The sequence below is a fragment of the Mycobacterium sp. SMC-11 genome, from assembly GCF_046250095.1.
GTDB lineage: Bacteria > Actinomycetota > Actinomycetes > Mycobacteriales > Mycobacteriaceae > Mycobacterium > Mycobacterium heraklionense_A.
Genome location: NZ_CP176430.1, coordinates 843,519 through 864,095, shown reverse-complemented (window position 1 = coordinate 864,095; position 20,577 = coordinate 843,519). Strand labels below are relative to the sequence as shown.

The 20,577-nt window shown below is 68.0% G+C and carries 23 protein-coding genes; 10 read left to right on the top strand and 13 right to left on the bottom strand.

Annotated features, from left to right (window positions below; translation table 11 throughout):
- Positions 1 to 153 precede the first annotated feature (153 nt).
- Both ACKY0X_RS04160 and ACKY0X_RS04155 read left to right on the top strand, forming a co-directional pair.
- Entirely contained in the window at positions 154 to 855 is a 702-nt protein-coding gene (locus ACKY0X_RS04160) for a response regulator transcription factor (RefSeq protein ID WP_046283624.1), read from the top strand.
- A 17-nt stretch (positions 856 to 872) separates the two neighbouring features.
- The gene (locus ACKY0X_RS04155; protein WP_046283609.1) at positions 873 to 2,207 is read left to right on the top strand and encodes a sensor histidine kinase; all 1,335 of its coding nucleotides are present in this window, start codon (positions 873 to 875) and stop codon (positions 2,205 to 2,207) included.
- Positions 2,208 to 2,226: 19 nt separating this feature from the next.
- Here the strand turns inward: ACKY0X_RS04155 and ACKY0X_RS04150 are convergent, their stop codons facing one another.
- The 8 genes from ACKY0X_RS04150 to pdxH form a co-directional block, all read right to left on the bottom strand.
- Positions 2,227 to 2,880, bottom strand: coding sequence for a hypothetical protein (locus ACKY0X_RS04150; protein ID WP_409428426.1), 654 nt, complete (start codon positions 2,878 to 2,880; stop codon positions 2,227 to 2,229).
- Positions 2,880 to 3,032 (bottom strand): hypothetical protein, encoded by a 153-nt coding sequence (locus ACKY0X_RS04145; protein ID WP_165604570.1) that lies wholly within the window; start codon positions 3,030 to 3,032, stop codon positions 2,880 to 2,882. Before ACKY0X_RS04145 ends, ACKY0X_RS04150 begins: the two co-directional genes overlap by 1 nt.
- 12 nt (positions 3,033 to 3,044) lie before the next feature.
- Positions 3,045 to 4,061 (bottom strand): OmpA family protein, encoded by a 1,017-nt coding sequence (locus ACKY0X_RS04140; protein ID WP_409428425.1) that lies wholly within the window; start codon positions 4,059 to 4,061, stop codon positions 3,045 to 3,047.
- An 81-nt stretch (positions 4,062 to 4,142) separates the two neighbouring features.
- On the bottom strand, positions 4,143 to 4,637 hold the full coding sequence (locus ACKY0X_RS04135) for a hypothetical protein (protein ID WP_409428424.1): 495 nt from the start codon (positions 4,635 to 4,637) through the stop codon (positions 4,143 to 4,145).
- A complete protein-coding gene (locus ACKY0X_RS04130) occupies positions 4,638 to 5,006 on the bottom strand; it encodes an FKBP-type peptidyl-prolyl cis-trans isomerase (RefSeq protein WP_409428423.1) in 369 nt (122 codons plus the stop codon).
- Between the two features lie 5 nt (positions 5,007 to 5,011).
- Positions 5,012 to 6,310: a citrate synthase gene (locus ACKY0X_RS04125; RefSeq protein ID WP_409428422.1), complete on the bottom strand. Its 1,299-nt coding sequence runs from the start codon at positions 6,308 to 6,310 to the stop codon at positions 5,012 to 5,014.
- 99 nt (positions 6,311 to 6,409) lie between these two features.
- Positions 6,410 to 7,702 carry an MFS transporter gene (locus tag ACKY0X_RS04120; protein ID WP_409428421.1) on the bottom strand — a complete coding sequence of 431 codons (1,293 nt, stop codon included), beginning with the start codon at positions 7,700 to 7,702 and terminating at the stop codon, positions 6,410 to 6,412.
- A gap of 16 nt (positions 7,703 to 7,718) precedes the next feature.
- Complete coding sequence (gene pdxH / locus ACKY0X_RS04115; protein WP_409428420.1) at positions 7,719 to 8,378, bottom strand: pyridoxamine 5'-phosphate oxidase; 660 nt, start codon at positions 8,376 to 8,378, stop codon at positions 7,719 to 7,721.
- Between the two features lie 85 nt (positions 8,379 to 8,463).
- On the opposite strand from pdxH, the gene ACKY0X_RS04110 reads away from it, so the two are divergent.
- Complete coding sequence (locus ACKY0X_RS04110; protein WP_409428419.1) at positions 8,464 to 9,579, top strand: citrate synthase 2; 1,116 nt, start codon at positions 8,464 to 8,466, stop codon at positions 9,577 to 9,579.
- Positions 9,580 to 9,657: 78 nt separating this feature from the next.
- On the opposite strand, the gene ACKY0X_RS04105 is transcribed toward ACKY0X_RS04110, so the two are convergent.
- Entirely contained in the window at positions 9,658 to 11,349 is a 1,692-nt protein-coding gene (locus ACKY0X_RS04105) for an FAD-dependent oxidoreductase (RefSeq protein WP_409428418.1), read from the bottom strand.
- Between the two features lie 15 nt (positions 11,350 to 11,364).
- On the bottom strand, positions 11,365 to 12,405 hold the full coding sequence (locus tag ACKY0X_RS04100; protein WP_409428417.1) for an AurF N-oxygenase family protein: 1,041 nt from the start codon (positions 12,403 to 12,405) through the stop codon (positions 11,365 to 11,367).
- A gap of 186 nt (positions 12,406 to 12,591) precedes the next feature.
- On the opposite strand from ACKY0X_RS04100, the gene serC reads away from it, so the two are divergent.
- Together serC and sepH are read left to right on the top strand one after the other, a co-directional pair.
- Positions 12,592 to 13,710: a phosphoserine transaminase gene (serC, locus tag ACKY0X_RS04095; protein ID WP_409428416.1), complete on the top strand. Its 1,119-nt coding sequence runs from the start codon at positions 12,592 to 12,594 to the stop codon at positions 13,708 to 13,710.
- A gap of 193 nt (positions 13,711 to 13,903) precedes the next feature.
- Positions 13,904 to 14,680 (top strand): septation protein SepH, encoded by a 777-nt coding sequence (gene sepH, locus ACKY0X_RS04090; RefSeq protein WP_065040698.1) that lies wholly within the window; start codon positions 13,904 to 13,906, stop codon positions 14,678 to 14,680.
- Here the strand turns inward: sepH and ACKY0X_RS04085 are convergent.
- Together ACKY0X_RS04085 and ACKY0X_RS04080 are read right to left on the bottom strand one after the other, a co-directional pair.
- Positions 14,671 to 14,946 carry a DUF2537 domain-containing protein gene (locus ACKY0X_RS04085; RefSeq protein WP_409428415.1) on the bottom strand — a complete coding sequence of 92 codons (276 nt, stop codon included), beginning with the start codon at positions 14,944 to 14,946 and terminating at the stop codon, positions 14,671 to 14,673. The two genes, sepH and ACKY0X_RS04085, sit on opposite strands and share 10 nt — an antisense overlap.
- Positions 14,943 to 15,776, bottom strand: coding sequence for a TrmH family RNA methyltransferase (locus ACKY0X_RS04080; RefSeq protein WP_065040699.1), 834 nt, complete (start codon positions 15,774 to 15,776; stop codon positions 14,943 to 14,945). The genes ACKY0X_RS04085 and ACKY0X_RS04080 overlap by 4 nt, the downstream gene beginning before the upstream one ends.
- Before the next feature lie 39 nt (positions 15,777 to 15,815).
- On the opposite strand from ACKY0X_RS04080, the gene ACKY0X_RS04075 reads away from it, so the two are divergent.
- Genes ACKY0X_RS04075 through ACKY0X_RS04065 form a run of 3 tightly spaced genes read left to right on the top strand, consistent with a single transcriptional unit; the run spans position 15,816 to position 17,210 of the window.
- Positions 15,816 to 16,085 (top strand): DUF2530 domain-containing protein, encoded by a 270-nt coding sequence (locus ACKY0X_RS04075; RefSeq protein ID WP_409428414.1) that lies wholly within the window; start codon positions 15,816 to 15,818, stop codon positions 16,083 to 16,085.
- A gap of 32 nt (positions 16,086 to 16,117) precedes the next feature.
- Positions 16,118 to 16,576, top strand: a complete 459-nt coding sequence (locus ACKY0X_RS04070; RefSeq protein ID WP_065040701.1) for an SRPBCC family protein — start codon at positions 16,118 to 16,120, stop codon at positions 16,574 to 16,576.
- A gap of 58 nt (positions 16,577 to 16,634) precedes the next feature.
- Positions 16,635 to 17,210: a hypothetical protein gene (locus ACKY0X_RS04065; protein WP_409428413.1), complete on the top strand. Its 576-nt coding sequence runs from the start codon at positions 16,635 to 16,637 to the stop codon at positions 17,208 to 17,210.
- On the opposite strand, the gene ACKY0X_RS04060 is transcribed toward ACKY0X_RS04065, so the two are convergent.
- Positions 17,207 to 18,229 (bottom strand): DUF3027 domain-containing protein, encoded by a 1,023-nt coding sequence (locus tag ACKY0X_RS04060; protein WP_409428412.1) that lies wholly within the window; start codon positions 18,227 to 18,229, stop codon positions 17,207 to 17,209. The genes ACKY0X_RS04065 and ACKY0X_RS04060 overlap by 4 nt on opposite strands.
- 223 nt (positions 18,230 to 18,452) lie before the next feature.
- On the opposite strand from ACKY0X_RS04060, the gene ACKY0X_RS04055 reads away from it, so the two are divergent.
- Together ACKY0X_RS04055 and ACKY0X_RS04050 are read left to right on the top strand one after the other, a co-directional pair.
- Positions 18,453 to 20,039 (top strand): MFS transporter, encoded by a 1,587-nt coding sequence (locus ACKY0X_RS04055; RefSeq protein ID WP_109413585.1) that lies wholly within the window; start codon positions 18,453 to 18,455, stop codon positions 20,037 to 20,039.
- Positions 20,040 to 20,046: 7 nt separating this feature from the next.
- Positions 20,047 to 20,556, top strand: coding sequence for a DUF2771 domain-containing protein (locus ACKY0X_RS04050; protein ID WP_409428411.1), 510 nt, complete (start codon positions 20,047 to 20,049; stop codon positions 20,554 to 20,556).
- Positions 20,557 to 20,577: the final 21 nt, after the last annotated feature.

Genomic DNA, 20,577 nt, shown 5'->3' with positions numbered 1-20,577 from the left:
AGCGCGGACGCCGGTTTCACGCAGTCGACCCTAGATTGATGGCGGCGACCCGCGGCACGCGACTACGTCGCGATTGCGATCGCCGCGAGATTGATCGGAGCGACCCGCGGCGCATCCCGCGCTTGATGGCCATGTTCAGGCAAAATGGCCACCATGGACAACCCCGCTGCCTCCCCCCGAGTCTTGGTCGTCGACGACGACTCCGACGTGCTCGCCTCGCTGGAACGCGGACTGCGCCTGTCCGGTTTCGAGGTGGCGACGGCAGCCGACGGCGCCGAGGCATTACGCAGTGCCAAGGAAGCCCGTCCCGACGCCATCGTGCTCGACATCAACATGCCGGTGCTCGACGGCGTGAGTGTGGTGACGGCACTGCGGGCCATGGGTGACGACGTTCCGGTCTGCGTGTTGTCGGCGCGCAGCTCGGTCGACGACCGGGTCGCCGGGCTCGAGGCCGGCGCCGACGACTACCTGGTCAAGCCGTTCGTGCTCGCCGAGCTGGTGGCCCGGGTTCGGGCGATGTTGCGGCGGCGCGGGTCGGCGGCCAGCTCCTCCTCGGAGACGATCACGGTGGGGCCGCTGGAGGTGGACATCCCAGGCCGCCGCGCCCGGGTCAAGGGTGTGGACGTGGACCTGACCAAGCGAGAGTTCGACCTGTTGGCCGTGCTCGCCGAACACAAGACCGCGGTGTTGTCGCGCGCGCAGCTGCTCGAGCTGGTCTGGGGCTACGACTTCGCCGCCGACACCAACGTCGTCGACGTGTTCATCGGCTACCTGCGACGCAAGCTGGAGGCCGGTGGCGCACCGCGGCTGCTGCACACCGTGCGCGGGGTCGGCTTCGTCCTGCGAACCCAGTGAGTGCAGACGTGAACGTCATGAAGCTGCTGCGGCGCATCTTCGCCAGAACACCGTCGCTGCGGACCCGGGTGATGCTGGTGACGGCGATCGGCACCGCGATCGTGACGGTCATCATCGGCGCCATCGTGTGGGTCGGTATCACCAACGACCGCAAGTATTGGCTGGACCGCCGGCTCGACGAGGCGGCCGGGCTGACCGTCCCGCTGATCGGCCTGGGTGAACTGCCCCGGTCGGCCGGCGCCACCGACGCCGTCATCACACTGCGGCGGGCCAACCAAGTGACCTCGAACTCCTCCGTGGTGCTGCCGGAGCTGGAGCCGGGCTACGCCGACACCGAGATCGACGGCGTGCGCTACCGGGTGCGCACCGTCGACATCCCCGGACCGGGGCCGCGGTCGCTGGCCGTCGGCGCCACCTACGACGCCACCCTCGCCGACACCAACAACCTGCACCGCCGGGTGATCCTGCTCTGTACCGTCGCGATCGGAGCGGCCGCGCTGCTGGGCTGGCTGCTGACGGCATTCGCGGTGCGGCCCCTGCGACGGCTGGCGCAGCAAGCGCGATCGATCGACGCCGGTGATGAACGGCCCGACATCGAAGTGCGCGGCGCCACCGAAGCGGTGGAGATCGCCGAGGCGATGCGCGGCATGCTGCAGCGGATCTGGACCGAGCAGGACCGGACCAAGGAGGCCCTGGCCTCCGCACGTGACTTCGCCGCGGTCTCCTCCCACGAGCTGCGCACCCCGCTGACCGCGATGCGCACCAACCTCGAGGTGCTGACCACCCTGGATCTGCCCGACGACCAGCGCAAGGAGGTGCTGCACGACGTCGTGCGGACCCAGACCCGGATCGAGGCGACACTGTCGGCCCTGGAGCGGCTGGCGCAGGGCGAACTGTCGACCTCCGACGATCATGTGCCGGTCGACATCACCGATCTGCTCGACCGGGCCGCCCACGACGCGATGCGGGTCTTCCCCGACCTGAACGTCTCGCTGGTGCCGTCGCCGACCTGCATCATCGTCGGACTGCCCGCCGGACTGCGGCTGGCAGTGGACAACGCGATCGCCAACGCGGTGAAGCACGGCGGCGCGACCCAGGTGCAGTTGTCGGCGGTCACCTCACGCGAAGGCGTGGAGATCGCCATCGACGACAACGGCGGCGGGCTTCCCGAGGAAGAGCGCCGCATCGTCTTCGAGCGGTTCTCCCGCGGGTCGACGGCATCGCATTCGGGGTCCGGTCTCGGCCTGGCCCTAGTGGCGCAGCAAGCCGAACTGCACGGCGGCACGGCGTCTTTGGAAGACAGCCCGCTGGGCGGGGTGCGTCTGCTGCTGCGGCTCCCACCACCGAGCTGAGGGCACTAGTCCCGGCTCGTCACTTCTTTTTCTTCGTCTTGTCCTTGCGCCAGGTGTCCCAGCGTTGGAAGCCGGCTGCCGCGGCGGTCTGCTCGTCTTTGAACCACACCTCGGCGATCGTCGCATCGTAGGCCGGGCTCGCCGGAGCGTGGTAGAGCATCGAGTCCTCGTTGCCCTTGACCGTCCAGCCCGCCGGGCCGCTGCCGCCGGGGCCGGCCTTGGCCGAGCCCGGACCGAATGGGCCCGGCGGCACCTCCTCGACTTCGACCAGCTTGGCTCTACCGTTGAGGCCGCGCGCGGCCGTGCCCTTGTCCCACCGAGTGAATCCTGCTGCGGCGGCGGCACTCTCCTCGGCGAACCACACCTCGGCGATCGTCTGGTCATACCAGGGACTGTCCGTGGTGTGGTACAGCATCGAGTCCTCGTTGCCCTTGATCGTCCAGCCGGTCGGGCCGACGCCGCCGGCACCGGCGCGTGCCGAACCCGCGCCGTAAGGTGCTCCGGCGAGCGCCATCGCGCTGGTCTCGGTCTCCGAGGGAAGCGTGCCGCCGGCGGCACCGGGTGTCGCCGATACCGGCACCTCGCGTTTGACCCGCCGGATGGTGAAGGCGAATGTCAACAGCAGACCCAACAGAAATGACAGTCCCATCAGCCAGCAATTGACGCCGTGCATCAGTGGGCTCCTATCTCACGCGAGCCGGGAAGCGCCGCCACGGCGTCTTCCTTGCTGGTGCGGCGGAGCGAGACGACGGTGAGCAACCAGGCCACCGCCGAGCCGACCGCGAATGCCAGCAGGTACCAGAGCCAGTGAATGACGAAATCCATTGCAGCTTCTCCTTAGCTCACGGTGATCACGACGCGACGGTTTTGGGCACGACCGTCGGGTGTCGCGTTGCCGGCGATCGGGTCGGCCGAGCCGAATCCCTTGGACGTGACGCTGTTGGCAGGGACGCCGTGGGATACCAGGAAGTCGGCGACGGACTTGGCGCGGGCTGCGCTGAGCGGCACATTGATTCGGTCGTTGCCGGTGTTGTCGGTGTAGCCGTTGACCGCGACGCGGGCGTTGTGGCAGCCCTTCACCTTGTCCGCCACCCGGGCCAGTTGCTCCTTCGTGGCGACCGAGAGGGTGTAGCCATTGGTGACGAACCTGACCGGCGTGCTCATCAGCGCGGTGATGTCGGCCTGCAGAGTGCCGCAGTCGCCGTCCGGGCTCGGGGTCGGCGCCCCGGTCACACGCGGGCCCCCCTGCGTCTCACCATCCGAGACGCGAATGTCGTTGCGCAGCTTCAGGCTCGGCCATGCCGCTTTCACTGCCGCCTCGACAGCAAACTTGACCGCGTCGGACGCCGCGGTACCGAGCACAGTGACGGTGTCGTCGACGATCTTGAATTTGAAGTCCGGCACGGACACTGCGGCCTTGAACACCGATCCCAGGCCGGACAGGTCGGGTGCGGTGACGCCGGCCTTGAGGTTGAGATTGTCGACCAGCTGCACACCACTGCCGAACACTCCATTGAGCATGTCGAGCAGTCCGGTTCGCGTGGCAATGTCAGGCAGATCCCCATTGAGGGTGATGACATTGCCGTTGCGCAGAATCGCCAGCGGGGCGAAGGACCACCCCGGCGGGCTCACACTCGGTACCGACAGCGACAGCGTCGGCGCGGCGACGTTCGGCGTACTGACGTTCGGACCGTTGCTGCCACGTTCGGAGCGATCGGTTACTCCGTAGCCAATCAGGGCCAGTAGCAATGGAATTGCCGCCAGGGCTACGAGCCAGCCGATACCGGGTGGCCGGCGGTAGAACCGCGAGACCTTTCGCCAGCCAGTCACGGTGGGGCTTTCTGAGCCTGGCATGGATCCTCCTTGACAACCGAAAAACACCCGCGAGTCCAGGACACCGCGAGTGTAGGAGTTTCGATTTGCCAATGGAGGCAATTAGTCGTTTTTGGTGGACTTTTCCCCGCTCTGGGAGCTGGTTACGAGCTCGTTGACGATGCGGGTCCGCCCCCAGGCGTCTTCGGCTGCGGCCTGCACGGCGGCCACCTCGTCCGCCTTCGCCGCGGTCCCGCCCAGCGTCACGGTGTCGCCGGTGATCGCAAAAGTGAAATCGCCGATGCCCGCGGCCGCCTCGAACACCGGGGCCGCGCCCGAGAAATCGACGGTCACCGCTCCGGGCACCACCCCGAGGCGGTCGATGACGGTGACGTCGTCGCTCGAGGTGATCACCGCGTCCAACAGCTCTCGTTTGGCTGCCGGATCGGCCACGTCCCCGGCCAGGGTGAATTCAGTGCCGTGCCGGATCACCGACACCGGCACCGGCGCGGCAGGCTGCGAGGCAGCGACGGGTTGGCGCGCGCGTTCCAGTAGGCCGTAACCGATCGCAGCGAGCAGCGCCGTTACCAGCACTGCCCCGATCAGCCGGGCACGCACTCAGCGGGTGCCGAGTAGGTCGATCACAAAGACCAGGGTCTTGCCGGCCAGCGGGTGCCCGGTTCCGGCGGGCCCGTAGGCCAGCTCCGGCGGGATCACCAGCTGACGACGGCCGCCCACCTTCATGCCCGGGATGCCGTCCTGCCATCCGGCGATGAGCCCGTCCAGCGGAAATTCCAGGGATTCGCCGCGGTTCCACGAGCTGTCGAATTCCGCGCCGTTGTCGTAGTCGACGCCGAGGTAGTGCACGTTGACGACCCCGCCGGGGACGGCCGCGGGGCCTTCCCCGACGACGATGTCCTCGATGACCAGGTCGGCGGGTGCCGGGCCGGTCGGAACGGTGATCTGTGGCTTGGCCTGATCAGTCATGGTGGTTACCGTCCGCCGATGCCGACGTAGTCACGCTCGGTGTAGCCGGTGTAGATCTGGCGGGGCCGGCCGATCTTGCTATCGCCCTCGTCGTGCATCTCACGCCAGTGCGCGATCCAGCCGGGGAGCCGGCCCAGCGCGAACAGCACCGTGAACATCTGGGCGGGGAAGCCGATCGCGCGGTAGATCAGGCCGGTGTAGAAGTCGACGTTCGGGTAGAGCTTGCGCTCGACGAAGTAGTCATCGGTCAGCGCGGCCTCTTCGAGGTCCTTGGCGATGTTGAGCAGTTCGTCGTCACCGCCGAGCTTGCCGAGGATCTTGTCGGCCTGTTCCTTGACGATGCGCGCCCGCGGGTCGTAATTCTTGTAGACCCGGTGGCCGAAGCCCATCAACTTGACGCCGTCTTCGCGGTTCTTGACCTTGCGCACGAAGTCGGTGACGTTGCCGTTCTGCTGGTCGCGGATCTGCTCGAGCATCTCCAGCACCGCCTGGTTGGCGCCACCGTGCAGCGGGCCCCACAGCGCGTTGATGCCACCGGAGATCGAGGTGAACAGGTTGGCCCGCGAGGAGCCCACCAGCCGCACCGTCGACGTCGAGCAGTTCTGCTCGTGGTCGGCGTGCAGGATGAACAGCATGTCCAGGGCGCGGACCACCTCGGGGTCGGCCTCATAGGGCTCGGCCGGCAGGCCGAACGTCATCCGCAGGAAGTTCTCTACCAGGCTCAGCGAGTTGTCCGGGTACAGGAACGGCTGGCCGGCCGACTTCTTGTAGGCGTAGGCAGCGATGGTGGGCAGCTTGCCCAGCAGCCGGATGGTCGACAGTTCCACCTGGTCGTTGTCCGACGGGTCCAGCGAGTCCTGGTAGTAGGCACTCAACGCGTTGACCACGCTCGACAGCACCGGCATCGGGTGGGCGTTGCGCGGGAAACCGTCGAAGAACCGCTTCAGGTCCTCGTGCAGCATGGTGTGCCGCTGAATCCGGCCGGTGAACGCGGCCAGCTGGTCAGAGGTGGGCAGCTCGCCGTAGATCAGCAGGTAGCTGACCTCGATGAAGGTCGACTTCTCGGCCAGCTGCTCGATCGGGTAACCGCGGTAGCGCAGGATGCCGGCGTCACCGTCGATGTAGGTGATGGCGCTCTTGACCGGCGAGGTGTTGGCGTAGCCGTTGTCGAAGGTCGTGTATCCGGTCTTGGCGAGCAGCGAACCGATGGCGAGAGCGTCGGACCCCTCGGTCGCCTTGACGATCGGCAGTTCTAGCTCGCCGCCCGGATACCGGAGAGTGGCGGTTTCGTCGGTTGCGGCCACAAGGAACCCCTTTGCGCTATTCGGCTAACCAGATTGGGCGTGTATAGGAAAAGGTAGTCGGTTCCAGGCCAGCGCGCCCGCCCGGGGCCGAGGTATCTCCTATCGGCGTGACGGTGGCGGCTCCCGGTGTACATCGGCGGGCCGCCGATAGCGCAGGAAAGCGGGCGCTGCCAGGGCGGCAAGCACCACGCCCACCACCACCAGGGCGCCGCCGCCGGCGGACGCCGCCGCCGTCCCCACCACCGCCCCGGCGGCGCCGTGCACCGCATCGGCGAGCCGCGGGCCGCCGGCGACGATCACCGTGAACACCCCCTGCAGCCGGCCGCGGATCTCGTCAGACGCAGCCTGCTGCAGCATCGTCGACCGGAACGCCGCCGAGACCATGTCCGCGGCACCGCCGACCGCCAGGAACACCAGCGCCACCCACAGCGCTCGGCCCGCGTGCCCGCCGCCGTGCCCGACCGCGAGCCCGAAGCCGATCATGGCCACTCCCCAGACCACGATCGCAACCACGACGGCCAGGCCCTGACGGGTGATCCGCGGCAGCCACCCTGAGAACACCCCGCCGAGCACCGCCCCGGCCGACATCGCGGCGGCCAGCAGCGCCATGGTGGTGCCGCCCTCGACCGGCCCGCCGAAGTCCGCGCTCGCGATCTGCGGGAACAGCGCCCTCGGCATGCCGAGGATCATCGCGATCAGGTCCACCACGAACGACATCAGCACCACGGTGTTGCCGGCCAGGTAACGGAACCCGTCCAGCACGGCCGCGATCGGCGAAGCTGACGGTCCGGCCGACTCGACCGGTGGCATGGGCGCCAGCCGAAACGTCGCCCAGATCGGGAAGATGCACGTCGCCGCGTCGATCAGATACAGGGTGGACAGATCCACCCAGCCGAGCAGCAGCCCGGCCAGCAGAGGCCCGACGATCGCGCCGAACTGCATGACGGTCATGTTGAGCGAATTGGCGGCAGGCAGATCCTTGCCGGCCACCAGCCGCGGAATCGCCGCGGATCGGGTCGGCGCATTGACCGCATAGAAGCCCTGCTGCACACCCAGCAGTACGAGCACCACCCACACGTTCTCGAGTCCGGCCGCGGCTTGGATCCACAGCAGCAGCGAGGCCGCCGCCAGCCCGCAGGAGGCGATGATCAGCAGCTTGCGGCGGTCCATGGCGTCGGCCCAGGCGCCGCCGAGCAGACCGAAGACGACCAGTGGCACCAGCGCGAACAGACCGGACAGCCCGACGTAGGCCGAGCTGCGGGTCAGCGCATAGATCTGTACCGGCACCGCGAAGATGGTCAGGTTCGCCCCGATGACGGTCGGGATTCCGGCCACCCACAACCGCCGAAAGTCGGGGCTGCGCAACGGGGTGGTGTCGGCGAGGATCCTCACCGCGGCGAGACGGGACTCACGGTTGGAGTCGCTCCACCCGCCCGCCGGTCACCCGAATCCGGTTGTGCAACCGGCCTTCCCGGCCCTGCCAGAACTCCACCACCTCCGGGGCGATCCGGTAGCCGCGCCAGTTCGGCGGCGCGGGGATCGACTCGGTGCCGGAGAATTGGGCCGTCACCGCGTCCAACTGCGCCAGCAGTGCGGCCCGTGACGCGATCGGCTGCGACTGCTGCGAGGCGCAGAAACCCAACTGGGACGCCCGCGGTCGGTGCGACCAGTACTCGGCGCTGACCGATTCGTCGAGCTGGGTGACCGGTCCGCGGATGTGGACTTGGCGGCCCAGCTGATACCAGGGAAAAGTGGCCGATGCGTACGGTGTCGCGGCCAGCTCGGCAGCCTTGGCGGAGTCGGTGTCGGTGAAAAACGTCACACCGTTCTCGTCGAGGTTCTTGCACAGCACCGAGCGGCTGACCGGGCGGCCGGCTTCGACCGTCGCCAGCACCATGGCGTTGGGTTCAGAGACCCCTGCGCGCTCGGCGTCGCCGATCCAGTTGCGCAGCAAAACCTCCCAGCCGTCCTCGAGCCAGTCCGCATCGAGGTCGCCGCTGTTGTCCTTCTCCTGGTATTCCACTCGCATCGCCGCCAAGTGCTCGTTGTCGGGGCCGGTCCTGTGCACCGCACAACGCTACGCCCAGCCGCAGACCAGTCGTCGTTACCGGCCGGTAGCAACGACTGGGCGCCGGGGTGGGAGAATCCCCGGTATGACTGCTGCGGTACCGGAGAACTTTGTCGCCGGCCTGGAAGGCACGGTTGCCTTCACTACTGAAATCGCCGAACCGGACAAGGATGGCGGCGCGCTGCGCTACCGCGGCGTGGACATCGAGGACTTGGCCGGCAAGGTCGGCTTCGGCGATGTGTGGGCCCTGCTGGTCGACGGCGACTTCAGCCGTCCGCTGGCGCCCGCCGAGCCGCTGGAGCTGCCGATTCGCACCGGCGACGTCCGGGTTGACGCCCAGGCCGGCGTGGCGATGCTGGCGCCGCAGTGGGGCTTTGAGCCGTTGCTGGACACCGATGACGCCACCGCCCGCGACCAGCTGGCGCGCGCGTCGGTGATGGTGCTGTCCTATGTCGCGCAGTCGGCTCGGGGCCAGGAGCCCGCGGTGTCGCAGCAAGCGATCGACGAGTGCTCCACCATCACTGAGCGGTTCATGACCCGCTGGCGCGGCGAGCCCGACCCGCGGCACACCGAGGCGATCGACGCCTACTGGGTCTCGGCGGCCGAGCACGGCATGAACGCCTCGACATTCACCGCCCGCGTGATCGCTTCGACCGGCGCCGACGTCGGCGCGGCGCTGTCCGGCGCGATCGGCGCGATGAGTGGCCCGCTGCACGGCGGCGCCCCGGCGCGGGTGATCCCGATGATCGCCGAGGCGGAGCGCACCGGTGACGCGCGCGCGGTGGTCAAGGGCATCCTGGACCGGCGCGAGAAGCTGATGGGCTTCGGACACCGGGTGTACCGCGCCGAAGACCCGCGCGCCCGAGTGCTGCGGGCAACCGCCAAGCGCTTGGATGCCCCGCGGTTTGAGGTGGCCGCGGCACTGGAGCAGGCGGCGCTGGCCGAGCTTCGGGAGCGTCGCCCCGATCGGGCCATCGAGACCAACGTGGAGTTCTGGGCGGCGGTGATCCTCGACTTCGCCGAGGTGCCCCCGGCGATGATGCCGGCGATGTTCACCTGTGGCCGCACCGCTGGCTGGTGCGCCCACATCATGGAGCAGAAGCGGCTGGGCAAGCTGGTGCGCCCGTCGGCGATCTACGTCGGGCCAGGGCCGCGCAGCGCGGAATCCGTTGCGGGCTGGGAACACGTCACCAAAGCCTGACGCTTGTGCCCCGAGACCGACGTTTTGCAGTGAAAGTGCGAGTAGCGGCCTGCACAACGTCGGTTTCGGCGCAATAATTCAGCTGCGCCGCAGTGCGCGGAGCAGGTTCTGCAGCAGCGGCAGATCCGAGTGGTCCTTGACCTCATCGAGCATGTCCGGCACCCGGGTGAACTTCACCCGCGGGCGGTCTTGCGCTTTGCCGCGAGCGATTTCGGCTTTGTCGATGGCCTTCCAACCGGCGGCGTCGATGACTTCGGGCTGCTGGGCGTGCACCATCCGGGCGACTGCCCGCGGGCCGGCAATCGGCTCCGTCAGCAGACCTGCGTTGTAGTCGGCGGCCAGTGTCTGGATGGTCTTGAGCGAGTCGGACTTGTTGGAGCCGATAAATCCGTTGGTACCGCGCTTGATCCAGCCCGACACATACGCCCCCGGAACGCGCGCGCCGGTCGCCGGGTCGATCACACGGCCGCCCTCGTTCGGGACGACGCCGGCAGCGTCGTCGAATGGCAGGTCGGCGATGGGCGTTCCGTGGTAGCCGATCGAAGTCAGCACCAGGCCGGCGTCGATGCGTCGCAGCTGATCGGTTCCGGTGACAGTGAACTCCACTGCGCTGCAACGATCATCACCGAGAACTCGCGCCGGGGTCAACTCATAGGCGAATCGAATCCGGGGACGGGTGATCGGTGTCGACGCGTCACCCAGCTTGCTCAAAATCTCCAGCTTCTGCCGGGTCAAGGTGTCCTGAACCGTCGCCAGGTCATCACGCACCCGGGCATGGTCCTCGGCGTCGAGGACCACCTCAGCGGTCTGCGTCAGCCCCACCAGCTCGGGCAGGGTGAACGCAGAAGATGCGGGGCCGCGTCGGGCGACGATCACCACTTCGGAAACAGCCGAGTCCCGCAGCGCTGCCAGCGCGTAGTCGGCGATGTCGGTGCGAGCCAGCCGATCCGGGTCGGCGGTGAGCACGCGTGCCACGTCGAGGGCGACGTTGCCGTTGCCCACGATCACCACCCGTTCACAGCTGAGATCGACTGGCAGGTCGGCGAACTCGGGATGCCCGTTGTACCAGCCGACGATCTCGGTTGCAGTGCCCGTCCCGGGCAGCCCCATCCCATCGATCTCGAGGCGCCGGTCGTGCAGCGCACCCGAGGCGTACAGCACGGCGTGGTGGTGCTGAAGCAGGTCCGCGTGACTCAGATGCTTGCCCACCTCGACGTTGAGGAAGAACTGGAAACCACGGCGTGAGGAGATCTCGTCGAACAACCGGGTGGCCAGCTTGGTGCGCTGGTGATCCGGGGCGACGCCGGCCCGCACCAACCCGTAAGGGGTGGGCAGCTTCTCGAACATATTCACCAGCACACCTTGCTGGGTCAGTAGTTCGTCGGCCGCGTACATGGCCGCCGGGCCGGAGCCGACGATGGCCACGGTCAGCGGATATTTGCCGCGCTGATGCAGCTCGGCGGCCGGCAGGATGGGTGCCAGCTTGGAGGTCGGCGGCAGCTTCACCCCGGCAGGCCGTTCCGGGTAGAACGACTTGTTGATCTCCACGAACGGCAACTGTTCGCCCATCACCTTGCTGTGCGGGACGATCGCGTCGACCGGGCAGGCCCGCACGCAGGCTCCGCAGTCCACGCACGCATCGGGGTCGATATAGAGCATCTCCGACGTGGCGAACTCAGGCTCGTCCGGCGTGGGGTGAATGCAGTTGACCGGGCAGGCGAACACACACGACGCGTCGTTACAACACGCCTGGGTAATTACGTGCGGCATGACCTGAGAGCGGCGCTATGCGACCGAGGCGGCAACGGGCGTCAGATGCGCACGCTGCGGCTGGCTGCGGAACCGGGACGGTGCGCCGTGGATCCGGCAGATCCGCCACACCAACTTGGCGATCGGGTTCATCAGACCGGTGTCGTGGCAGAGCATCCGGACGTCGCCGAACATGTCCTGCAACATCTGTCGGGCCTCGACCGACCGGAAGAAGATGTCCTTGCGGACCTCGCGCGGAATGCCGAACTCGGTCCAGAACGCCTTGGGCGGCACCACGATCGCCGAGCACAGGATCCGCATCACGATCGGCACGTACAGCGACAGCCAGAACCGCTTACGACGAGGCAGGTTCGGAATGCGCTTGTGCAGATATTCGTGCGCGAACGAAATGTGCCGCGCCTCCTCGGCCACGTGAATGGCCATCACCCGTTCCATGATCGGGTGCAGGGTCTTGCCTTCGCGCAGGATGGCCTTCTGGATGTGGTCGATGGGCTCTTCGCCGGCGAGGATGCCGAACCAGAACGGGATCGGCAGCGGTCCGGCGACCAGCGGAATGAACGGCTGCACCCACTTGAGCAACCGCGGCATGCCGGGCACGTCAGCGCCGATGTGGTTCACCATCTCCTGGAACATCATGGTGTGGTTGCACTCTTCCACCGCCTCGTGCAGGCAGTAGCGGTACTCGGGTGAGCCGTTGGGCGTCCAGAACGCGTATTCCATCAGGCCGCGGATCAGGATCGACTCGAAGTGCAGTCCGACCTTGGCGACGTTGGCCTGGCGCCACATGCCGATTTTGATCTGGACGTCCTCGGGCTGCGCCTGGTACCACCAGTGCCGACCGATCGGGTCGGTACCCGGCAAGATCCAGCGCGGGTCATTCTCGGTGACCTTGAACTCCGGAGTGTCCCAGTCGATGTCGGTGTACGGATTGAAGTTCCGGCGCACCGACCCTTCCGACAAGGTGTTGAGGATCTCGACGTAGTTCGCGTCGTCCGTCACTTCCATGTTGGCTCGCCACCGGCGCACGATTCGGGTTCGAGCGGCTTTTTGAGCCATTGGAGACACCTCCAGCAGTCGTTTACATTTAGTAGGCTTATGTACAACGGTACCGCAGGTACTGGGTACCCGTCCAGACTCCGGATCAACACTGTGGGCGTGACAGGTGTCGAGCACCTCGGGTGATGCACGTCACAATAAACCTGCCCTGCGAGGTCGCGCCGCCGGCTGTCTACGCTAGAGACCATGGCTGAGCAGCTCACGATCCCGGACAACATCAAGCCCGCCGACGGACGGTTCGGCTGCGGGCCGTCGAAGGTCCGCCCCGAGCAGCTGAACGCGCTGGTCACCACCGCAGCGCCGCTGTTCGGCACCTCGCACCGCCAAGCGCCGGTCAAGGACTTGGTCGGCCGCGTGCGCTCCGGGTTGCGTGAACTGTTCTCGGTGCCCGACGGCTACGAAGTAGTCCTGGGCAACGGCGGGTCCACGGCCTTCTGGGATGCGGCGGCGTTCGGGCTGGTCGACAAGCGGTCGCTGCACCTGACCTACGGCGAGTTCAGCGCGAAGTTCGCCTCGGCGGTGGCCAAGAACCCCTTCGTCGGCGACCCGATCGTCATCAAGGCCGACGCGGGCAGCGCCCCCGAGCCGCAGTCCGACCCGTCGGTCGACGTGATCGCCTGGGCGCACAACGAGACCTCGACCGGAGTGGCGGTGCCGGTGCGCCGGCCCGAGGGTGCTGGTGATGCCCTCGTCGTGATCGACGCGACGTCGGGCGCCGGCGGCCTGCCGGTCGACATCACCGAGGTCGATGCGTACTACTTCGCGCCGCAGAAGAACTTCGCCTCCGACGGCGGGCTGTGGCTGTCCATCATGAGCCCGGCCGCGCTGGCCCGTATCGAGGCCATCGCCGCGTCCGGCCGGTGGGTGCCGGAGTTCCTGTCGCTTCCGATCGCGGTGGACAACAGCACCAAGAACCAGACCTACAACACCCCGGCGATCGCCACCCTGGCGCTGTTGGCCGAGCAGCTGGACTGGATGCTGGGCAACGGCGGGCTGGACTGGGCGGTCAAGCGGACCGCGGATTCGTCACAGCGGCTGTACTCGTGGGCCGAGGAGCGGTCGTTCACCACGCCGTTCGTCGCCGACCCGGCGCTGCGCTCGCAGGTCGTGGGCACCATCGACTTCGTCGACGAGGTGGATGCGGCCGCCGTGGCCAAGGTGCTTCGGGCCAACGGCATCGTCGACACCGAGCCCTACCGCAAGCTGGGCCGCAACCAGCTGCGGGTCGCGATGTTCCCGGCCGTGGAGCCCGACGACGTCAGCGCCCTGACCCAGTGCGTGGACTGGGTCGTCGAGCGCCTCTGAGCTCGGCTCTGCACAGTGCTCTGAGCCCGACAGGTCCGCCGTATTCAAGCGGCGGTCCCATCTTTCACCTCTCCTACGTCGAGGCTCGCTGAACCGCCGTAATCAGATCGTTATAACGCCCGCGTGTCACGACGGGCGGGGCCGTTCACTGGACTAGAGTCCGCACGTAACCGGGCGTTCGCAAGGAGAAGTCATGCGGGAACTGAGGGCCATCGGCCTCGACGTCGACGGCAAGCACATCATCTGCGAAAGCGCCGGAGACGGCGAAGACCACACCGAGATGTTCCGGGTGCGTATCGACGACCGGTTGCGCGGCGCCGTGCGCGGCGAGGGCCATCGCGTCGGACAGAATCCGGCCGATGCGGGCAGCAGCATGCTGCGCCCCAAAGACATCCAGGCGCGCATCCGCGCCGGCGCCTCGGTCGAACAGGTGGCTGCCGCCGCCGGTGTGGACGTCGCCCGGGTCGAGCGCTTCGCCCACCCGGTGCTGCTGGAGCGGTCCCGGGCCGCGGAACTCGCAACCGCTGCCCACCCGGTGCTGTCCGACGGCCCGGCGGTACCGACCCTGCTGGAGGTCGTCACCTCCGCACTGGTGACGCGGGGCTTGAGCTCCGACAGCAGCAGCTGGGACGCGTGGCGCAATGACGACGGACGCTGGACGGTGCAGCTGGCCTGGAAGGCCGGCCGTTCGGACAACGTCGCGCACTTCCGGTTCACTCCGGGGGCGCACGGCGGGACGGTGACCGCTGTCGACGACGCGGCCATGGAATTGATCGACCCCGGTTTCGGGCGTCCGCTACGGCCGGTCGCCGCGGTGGCCGAACTGGACTTCGAGGCTCCGGCCGCCCCCGCGGTGGTCGAAGAGGAGCCGGTGCAGCAGCGCGCGGGGACCCGCGCCCGCCGCAGCAAGCCCGAAGTCCCGGGCTGGGAGGACGTCCTGCTCGGGGTGCGCTCGACCGGTCAGCGCTGACCAGCCAGCGCCAGCAGCACCAGCCACGCGCCCGCCACGCCGATTCCGGCGCCCAAGGCCAACCATCGCAGCACCGGAGTGCGGCGCCAGCCCCATACCGTGGGCGCCAGCCCGCCCACCGCAATCAGGTTGAGCGCCACCGCCAGTGCCGGGTGGACGCGCAACAGGCCCAGGCTCAACACGGTGATCGCGGTGCCGGTCACCGCCGCAACGAATCCCGCCACAGTCAGACCCGTCCCCCACGGCGTACTGGAGGTGGACGTCATTCCGGCAGCCTAATGCGCTCGTAGAACGCCAGCGCGGCGGCCGTGGCGACGTTGAGCGAGTCGGTTCCCCGCGACATCGGGATGCGGACCCGCATGTCGCTGGCGCGCATCGCCCGCTCGGACAGGCCCGGCCCCTCCGCACCAACCAGCACCGCCACCGGCTCGTCGCGCACCTTCGTCATCGCGCTCGACAACAGCTCGGCCCGCGGGTCCGGCGTCATCGCCAGCAGCCGGAAACCCTGCTCGCGCAGCATCGTCAGATCACCGGGCCAGTCCGTCGAACGGGCGAACGGCACCAGCAGGGCATGCCCCATCGAGACCCGCACCGAGCGCCGGTAGAGCGGATCGGCGCAGCCACTGCCGAACACCACCGCGTCCACCCCCAACCCGGCACCGTTGCGAAAGATCGAACCCAGATTCTCGTGGTCGTTGACGCCTTCGAGCACCGCGATCGTCCGGGCCCCGGCGACCAGATCAGCCACCGACGGCTCGGGCACCCGCGAAGCGGCGGCCAGCACACCGCGGTTGAGGTGAAAGCCCACCACCTCGGCCATCACCTCGGCGGACACCCGGTAATACGGGACGTCCGGGGCGTCGGGTGCGGTCAGGTCGGGCGTCAACTCCGTCAGCCGCCGTTCGGTGCCCAGCAGCGCCCGCGGGGTGAACCGCGATGCCAGCATCCGCTGCACCACCAGCACGCCTTCGGCGATCACCAGCCCCTTGCCGGTGGGCAAGTCCGGGCGACGATCGATGCTGTTCAGATCGCGGAAGTCATCCAGCCGGGAATCGCTGGGGTCATCGATATCGACAACATCGACGTCCCTGGGCACTGCGGGAACTTTACCGGCGACGCGCTAACGTCAACGGCGATGACCCCTCAGCACTCCCCGGAGCCCTCCCTTCAGCCGCCACCGCTGCCGACCGCGCTACTGCGGGTCTGGCCGGTGATCGGCGCCGGCGTCGCCGGTTTCTGTTGCGCGACCATCGCCGCGTTCACGGTGCCCGCACTGGAAGGGTGGCGGCCGGTGAGCCTGGCGGGACTCGGCGTCGGGATGGTGGGCACCACAATTTTTCTGGTGCAACGCGGGGCGGCACGACGCGGCGCGCGCGGAGCCCAAACCGGGCTGGAACACGAATAGAGTTACGAACCGACGATTCGAGGAGGAACGCCATGGCAGCCCCACTGTTGACGGCACAGGTCGACATCGATGCACCGGTGGCCAAGGTCTGGGCACTGATCTCCGACTTCCGGCGGATGCCCGAGTGGAGCCCGCAGTGCCGGTGGATGAAGCCGCTCGGTGCGGTGCGCCAGGGCACCCGCACGATCAACTTCAACCGGCGCGGACGGATGTACTGGCCCACCAGCTCCGTCATCACCGAGTACATCCCGGAGCGCAAGCTGGCCTTCCGCGTCACCGAGAACCGCAGCGTGTGGACCTACGAACTCGAACCGACCGCCACCGGCACTCGGGTCGTCGAGAGTCGGCACGTCGAAAACGGCAACACCACCGCGGTCTCCGCGTTTTTGGTGGGCAAATTCATGGGCGGCACGCCCACCTTCGAACGCGAGCTGGTCGAGGGTATGAACGCTTCACTGAGCAAGATCAAGGCCGCCGCAGAGAACGCCTGACGCCCCTGCGGCGGCGGAGTAACGTCCCCTGAAACGGGCAGGATACTGGGAGGAATCCATGGAAACCGTGAAATCCGCAGTGCGACTACCGAGCATCGCCATCGCAGCGACGGCCCTGGCGGCCGCCGGCCTGACCCCGGTGGCGGCGGCACCCGAAATCAGCACGCGCGCCGTGGCCGCGGTGTCGGCCGAGGTGACGCTGGCCGCCAACGCGATCGTCGACAGCTTCGAAACCCTCGCCGGGCTCGCGCCTTTCGACATGTCCAGCATTGCCGAAGAACTCGCCGTTCCGGACACTTTCGACCTGTCCGAAGTCCTGCCCGGCGCGGCCAATGCGTGGGACGTTCCCGGCGCTGCCGATGCCTTCGACATCGTCGGCCTGTTCAACGCGGAAGTGGCAGCCGCCGTAGGCCTGTTCAACCGCTTCATCAGCCTGCCGTTCACGTTGTTCAACGACTTCGAGAACTTGTTCACCAGCCTGATCAACCTCGACTTCGGCATGGCTTTCAGTCAGGCGGCCACCATCCCGCTGGACATCGTCAACTACGTGGTCGGCCTACCGGGAGCGGTGGTCAACACCGCCTTCAACATGCTCTTCGTGCTCCCGGGCGAGTACCTGTTCAACTTCGGTTAGGACGTCTCCGGCTCGCCCGACTCCCCGGATTCCCCTGGGGCATCGGAGATGTCGGCGGACGCTTCGGTGACAGCCTCTGCTGCGTCAGCCTCGGCGTCGGTTCCGGTTTCGGCCGGTTCCGGCGCCGCTGCTGTTTCGGCGGGAGCCTCGGTCGCTGCTTCGACGACGGCCTCAACCGCTTCGCTCTCGGCGTCGGCTTCGGCTACCGGCTCAACCGCTTCAGTCACCTCGGCCACGTCTTCGGTCGCCGGAACCGTTGTGACGTCGACGATCTCCAGCACGCCATCGTCGTAGGGCTCGTATGCCGGGGAACCGGTGCCCGCGGGCGCCGGGGTGTCACTGTGCGCGCCGCAGCCGTACCGGTTGTCGACCACGTGTCCGTCAGCGGACATTTCGTTACCGCAGACGCCGAAGACCGTGCCCAGCTCACCGGCGAGCGGCAAATAAAAGCCACAGTCACGGCAGACCCGTTTGGTGGACCGCGCCATCGCCGAATCCGGGCCGTGCTCGCCGTCGTGCCAGCGCTGCGCCGCCTCGGCGCGGCCCACCGGACTCATCAGCCAGCGTCGGCCCAGGCCGATCTCGCCGGCCACCTCGTCGAGCTGCGGGTCGCCGCTCGAGGTGTAACCGGGCACCAGCCGCGGGTCGTCGGCGGGCGGCGCCAGCAGATCCCCCGGCCCCAGGTCGCCGGGACGCACCCGCTGGTCCCACGGCACCCACTCCGGCGCCAGCAAGGCCGTGGGGCCGGGCACCAGCACAACCTCACTGACCGTGGGCTCGGTGGCACCCGGGATCGCCGCGACGACGACAGCCCACTGCCAGCCCTGATAACCGGGCAGCACCGCACCGAACCGGTGGGTGGCGGCGGTCGGGTCTTCGTAGTCGACCCCCAGGTGCTCGCCGACAGTTTCGGCGCCGCTGAACTCGGCGACCGCCGAGCGGGCGTGCTCGACGGCCTCGGCCAGCACCGTGGGCACGGCGATGGTCGCAGTGGCTGATTCTGCGCTGGGTCCGGTCACGCGGGTCCCTTCCGTTCAATGACGTCCCTATACTGCCGCAGCGCGGCTCCATCAGCCACATGCAGGCACGATCACGGCCTACGCGGTCGCGCGGCGGACATAGGGAAGAATCGCGGATGTGTCTGCACGGCGTCGCGATCTCCCCGAACCGGGCCGGCGCAGCCGTCCGTCACCGGTCTCCGGCCGAGGTACGCGCAACGGCTCGGCCGGACAGCATCCCGGCATGGCCAACTACCCCAGCAACAGCACCGGTGACCAGCGGCAGCGCAAGCCCATGCCCAGCGACAACCGGTACCTGCCACCGCTGCGCGAACACACCGGCGCGCCTCGTCGCCCCGAGGCTCCGGGTGGTTCGGGCGCCAGCGATCGCGTCACGGTCACCCGAGCTGCCGCGGCGCGTAGTCGCGAAATGGGCTCGCGGATGTATGGGCTGGTGCAACGGGCCGCCACCGCCGACGGCGCCGACAAATCCGGACTAACCGCCCTGACCTGGCCGGTGGTGGCGAACTTTGCGGTGGACGCGGCGATGGCCGTCGCGCTGGCCAACACCTTGTTCTTCGCGGCAGCCGCCGGCGAGAGCAAGGGCCGGGTGGCGCTGTATCTGCTGGTGACAATCGCGCCGTTCGCGGTGGTCGCGCCGCTGATCGGTCCCGCCCTGGATCGCGTCCAGCATGGCCGGCGCGCGGCGTTGGCCATGTCGTTCTCGCTGCGGACCCTGCTGGCCCTGGTGCTGATCGCCAATTACGACGGTGTCGCGGGCACCTTCGGCTCTTGGGTGCTCTACCCGTGCGCGTTGGCGATGATGGCGCTGTCGAAGTCGTTCACGGTGTTGCGCAGCGCGGTGACGCCACGGGTCATGCCGCCGTCGATCGATCTGGTGCGGGTCAATTCCCGGCTGACGATGTTCGGTCTACTCGGCGGCACGATCGTCGGCGGCGGTGTCGCCGCGGCAGCCGAGTACATCTTCACCGGGCTACTGCAGCTGCCGGGGGCATTGTTGGTGCTCGTGGCGGTCTCGGTGGCCGGGGCGGTCCTGTCGATGCGGATCCCGCGCTGGGTGGAAGTGACCGCCGGCGAGATCCCGACCACCTTGAGCTACCGCTTCGACGAACGGCCCCGGAGCTGGCCCGAACAGGTCCGGCGGGCCGGCGGTGCGCTGAGCCAGCCACTGCGGCAGCCGCTGGGCCGCAATATCATCGCTGCACTGTGGGGCAACTGCACCATCAAGGCCATGGTCGGGTTCTTGTTCTTGTACCCGGCGTTCGTGGCCAAGCAGCACAACGCCGGCGGTTGGGTGCAGCTGGGCATTCTCGGGTTGATCGGAGCGGCCGCCGGCCTGGGCAACTTCGCCGGGAACTTCACCAGCGCCCGACTGCAACTGGGACGCCCCGCGGTGCTGGTGGTGCGCTGCACCATGGCGGTGACCGCCGTCGCGCTGGCGGCAGCGGTGGCCGGGACCCTGGTGATGGCGGCGATCGCCGCATTGGTGACGTCGGGGGCCAGTGCGATCTCGAAGGCGTCGCTGGACGCAGCACTGCAGGACGACCTGCCCGAAGAGTCACGGGCATCGGCATTCGGCCGCACCGAGTCCACCCTGCAACTGGCCTGGGTGTTGGGCGGTGCACTGGGCGTGTTGGTATATACCGACTTGTGGGTGGGCTTCACCGCGATCACCGCTCTGCTGATTCCGGGTCTGGCCCAGACCATCCTGTCGTTCCACGGCGACTCGTTGATTCCCGGCCTGGGGGGCAACCGGCCGGTGCTGATCGAGCAGGACGGTGCCCGCCTCGATCCGGCAAGACAGGGGTGATGTAGGAGTGAAACGCTCGACGGCCGTGCTGGTGTCAGCGCTGACGGTGGTGACCGCGGCGCTTGCCGGATTCGGCACCTGGTGGTTCACCCGAGCCGAGGAGCCGCTGCCGCCGCAGATCAGCGCGTACTCCAACGGGCATCTCACCCGCACCGGGCCGTACATGTACTGCAACGTGCTCAACCTCGATGAGTGCCTGCTGACCGAAGCGCAAGGCACATTGACGGTCGATTCGCGTCATCCGGTGCAGCTGTCGGTGGACGAGAACATCGGGCGAGCTCCGTGGCAGCTGTGGCGGCTCTACGACAACCCGGCCGACACCACTAAAGAGACCTATCCGGCGGGCAGCACCCTGGCGGTCACCGTCCCCACCGTGGATCCGCAGCGCGGTCTGCTGCGCGGGCTAGTGGTGCAGCTGCCCACCCTGATCGTCGACGCCAGAACCGGCGAGCTGTTCACGGCATCGCACGCCGAGTGGGCGGTCGGCACGCGCTGGGGCCGAAGCGACCATCACTGATTCACCGAACGTGTAATGAGT

Excerpts from the sequence above, each read along its gene's own strand:
- ACKY0X_RS04140 (WP_409428425.1), bottom strand. The coding sequence starts at position 4,061 with ATGCCAGGCTCAGAAAGCCCCACCGTGACTGGCTGGCGAAAGGTCTCG.
- ACKY0X_RS04085 (WP_409428415.1), bottom strand. The coding sequence starts at position 14,946 with ATGACGTCCACCTCCAGTACGCCGTGGGGGACGGGTCTGACTGTGGCG.
- ACKY0X_RS04145 (WP_165604570.1), bottom strand. The coding sequence starts at position 3,032 with ATGGATTTCGTCATTCACTGGCTCTGGTACCTGCTGGCATTCGCGGTC.
- ACKY0X_RS04130 (WP_409428423.1), bottom strand. The coding sequence starts at position 5,006 with ATGACTGATCAGGCCAAGCCACAGATCACCGTTCCGACCGGCCCGGCA.
- ACKY0X_RS04110 (WP_409428419.1), top strand. The coding sequence starts at position 8,464 with ATGACTGCTGCGGTACCGGAGAACTTTGTCGCCGGCCTGGAAGGCACG.
- ACKY0X_RS04075 (WP_409428414.1), top strand. The coding sequence starts at position 15,816 with ATGACCCCTCAGCACTCCCCGGAGCCCTCCCTTCAGCCGCCACCGCTG.
- ACKY0X_RS04155 (WP_046283609.1), top strand. The coding sequence starts at position 873 with ATGAAGCTGCTGCGGCGCATCTTCGCCAGAACACCGTCGCTGCGGACC.
- ACKY0X_RS04065 (WP_409428413.1), top strand. The coding sequence starts at position 16,635 with ATGGAAACCGTGAAATCCGCAGTGCGACTACCGAGCATCGCCATCGCA.
- ACKY0X_RS04100 (WP_409428417.1), bottom strand. The coding sequence starts at position 12,405 with ATGGCTCAAAAAGCCGCTCGAACCCGAATCGTGCGCCGGTGGCGAGCC.
- ACKY0X_RS04150 (WP_409428426.1), bottom strand. The coding sequence starts at position 2,880 with ATGCACGGCGTCAATTGCTGGCTGATGGGACTGTCATTTCTGTTGGGT.
- ACKY0X_RS04055 (WP_109413585.1), top strand. The coding sequence starts at position 18,453 with ATGGCCAACTACCCCAGCAACAGCACCGGTGACCAGCGGCAGCGCAAG.
- sepH (WP_065040698.1), top strand. The coding sequence starts at position 13,904 with ATGCGGGAACTGAGGGCCATCGGCCTCGACGTCGACGGCAAGCACATC.
- ACKY0X_RS04105 (WP_409428418.1), bottom strand. The coding sequence starts at position 11,349 with ATGCCGCACGTAATTACCCAGGCGTGTTGTAACGACGCGTCGTGTGTG.
- ACKY0X_RS04160 (WP_046283624.1), top strand. The coding sequence starts at position 154 with ATGGACAACCCCGCTGCCTCCCCCCGAGTCTTGGTCGTCGACGACGAC.
- serC (WP_409428416.1), top strand. The coding sequence starts at position 12,592 with ATGGCTGAGCAGCTCACGATCCCGGACAACATCAAGCCCGCCGACGGA.
- ACKY0X_RS04070 (WP_065040701.1), top strand. The coding sequence starts at position 16,118 with ATGGCAGCCCCACTGTTGACGGCACAGGTCGACATCGATGCACCGGTG.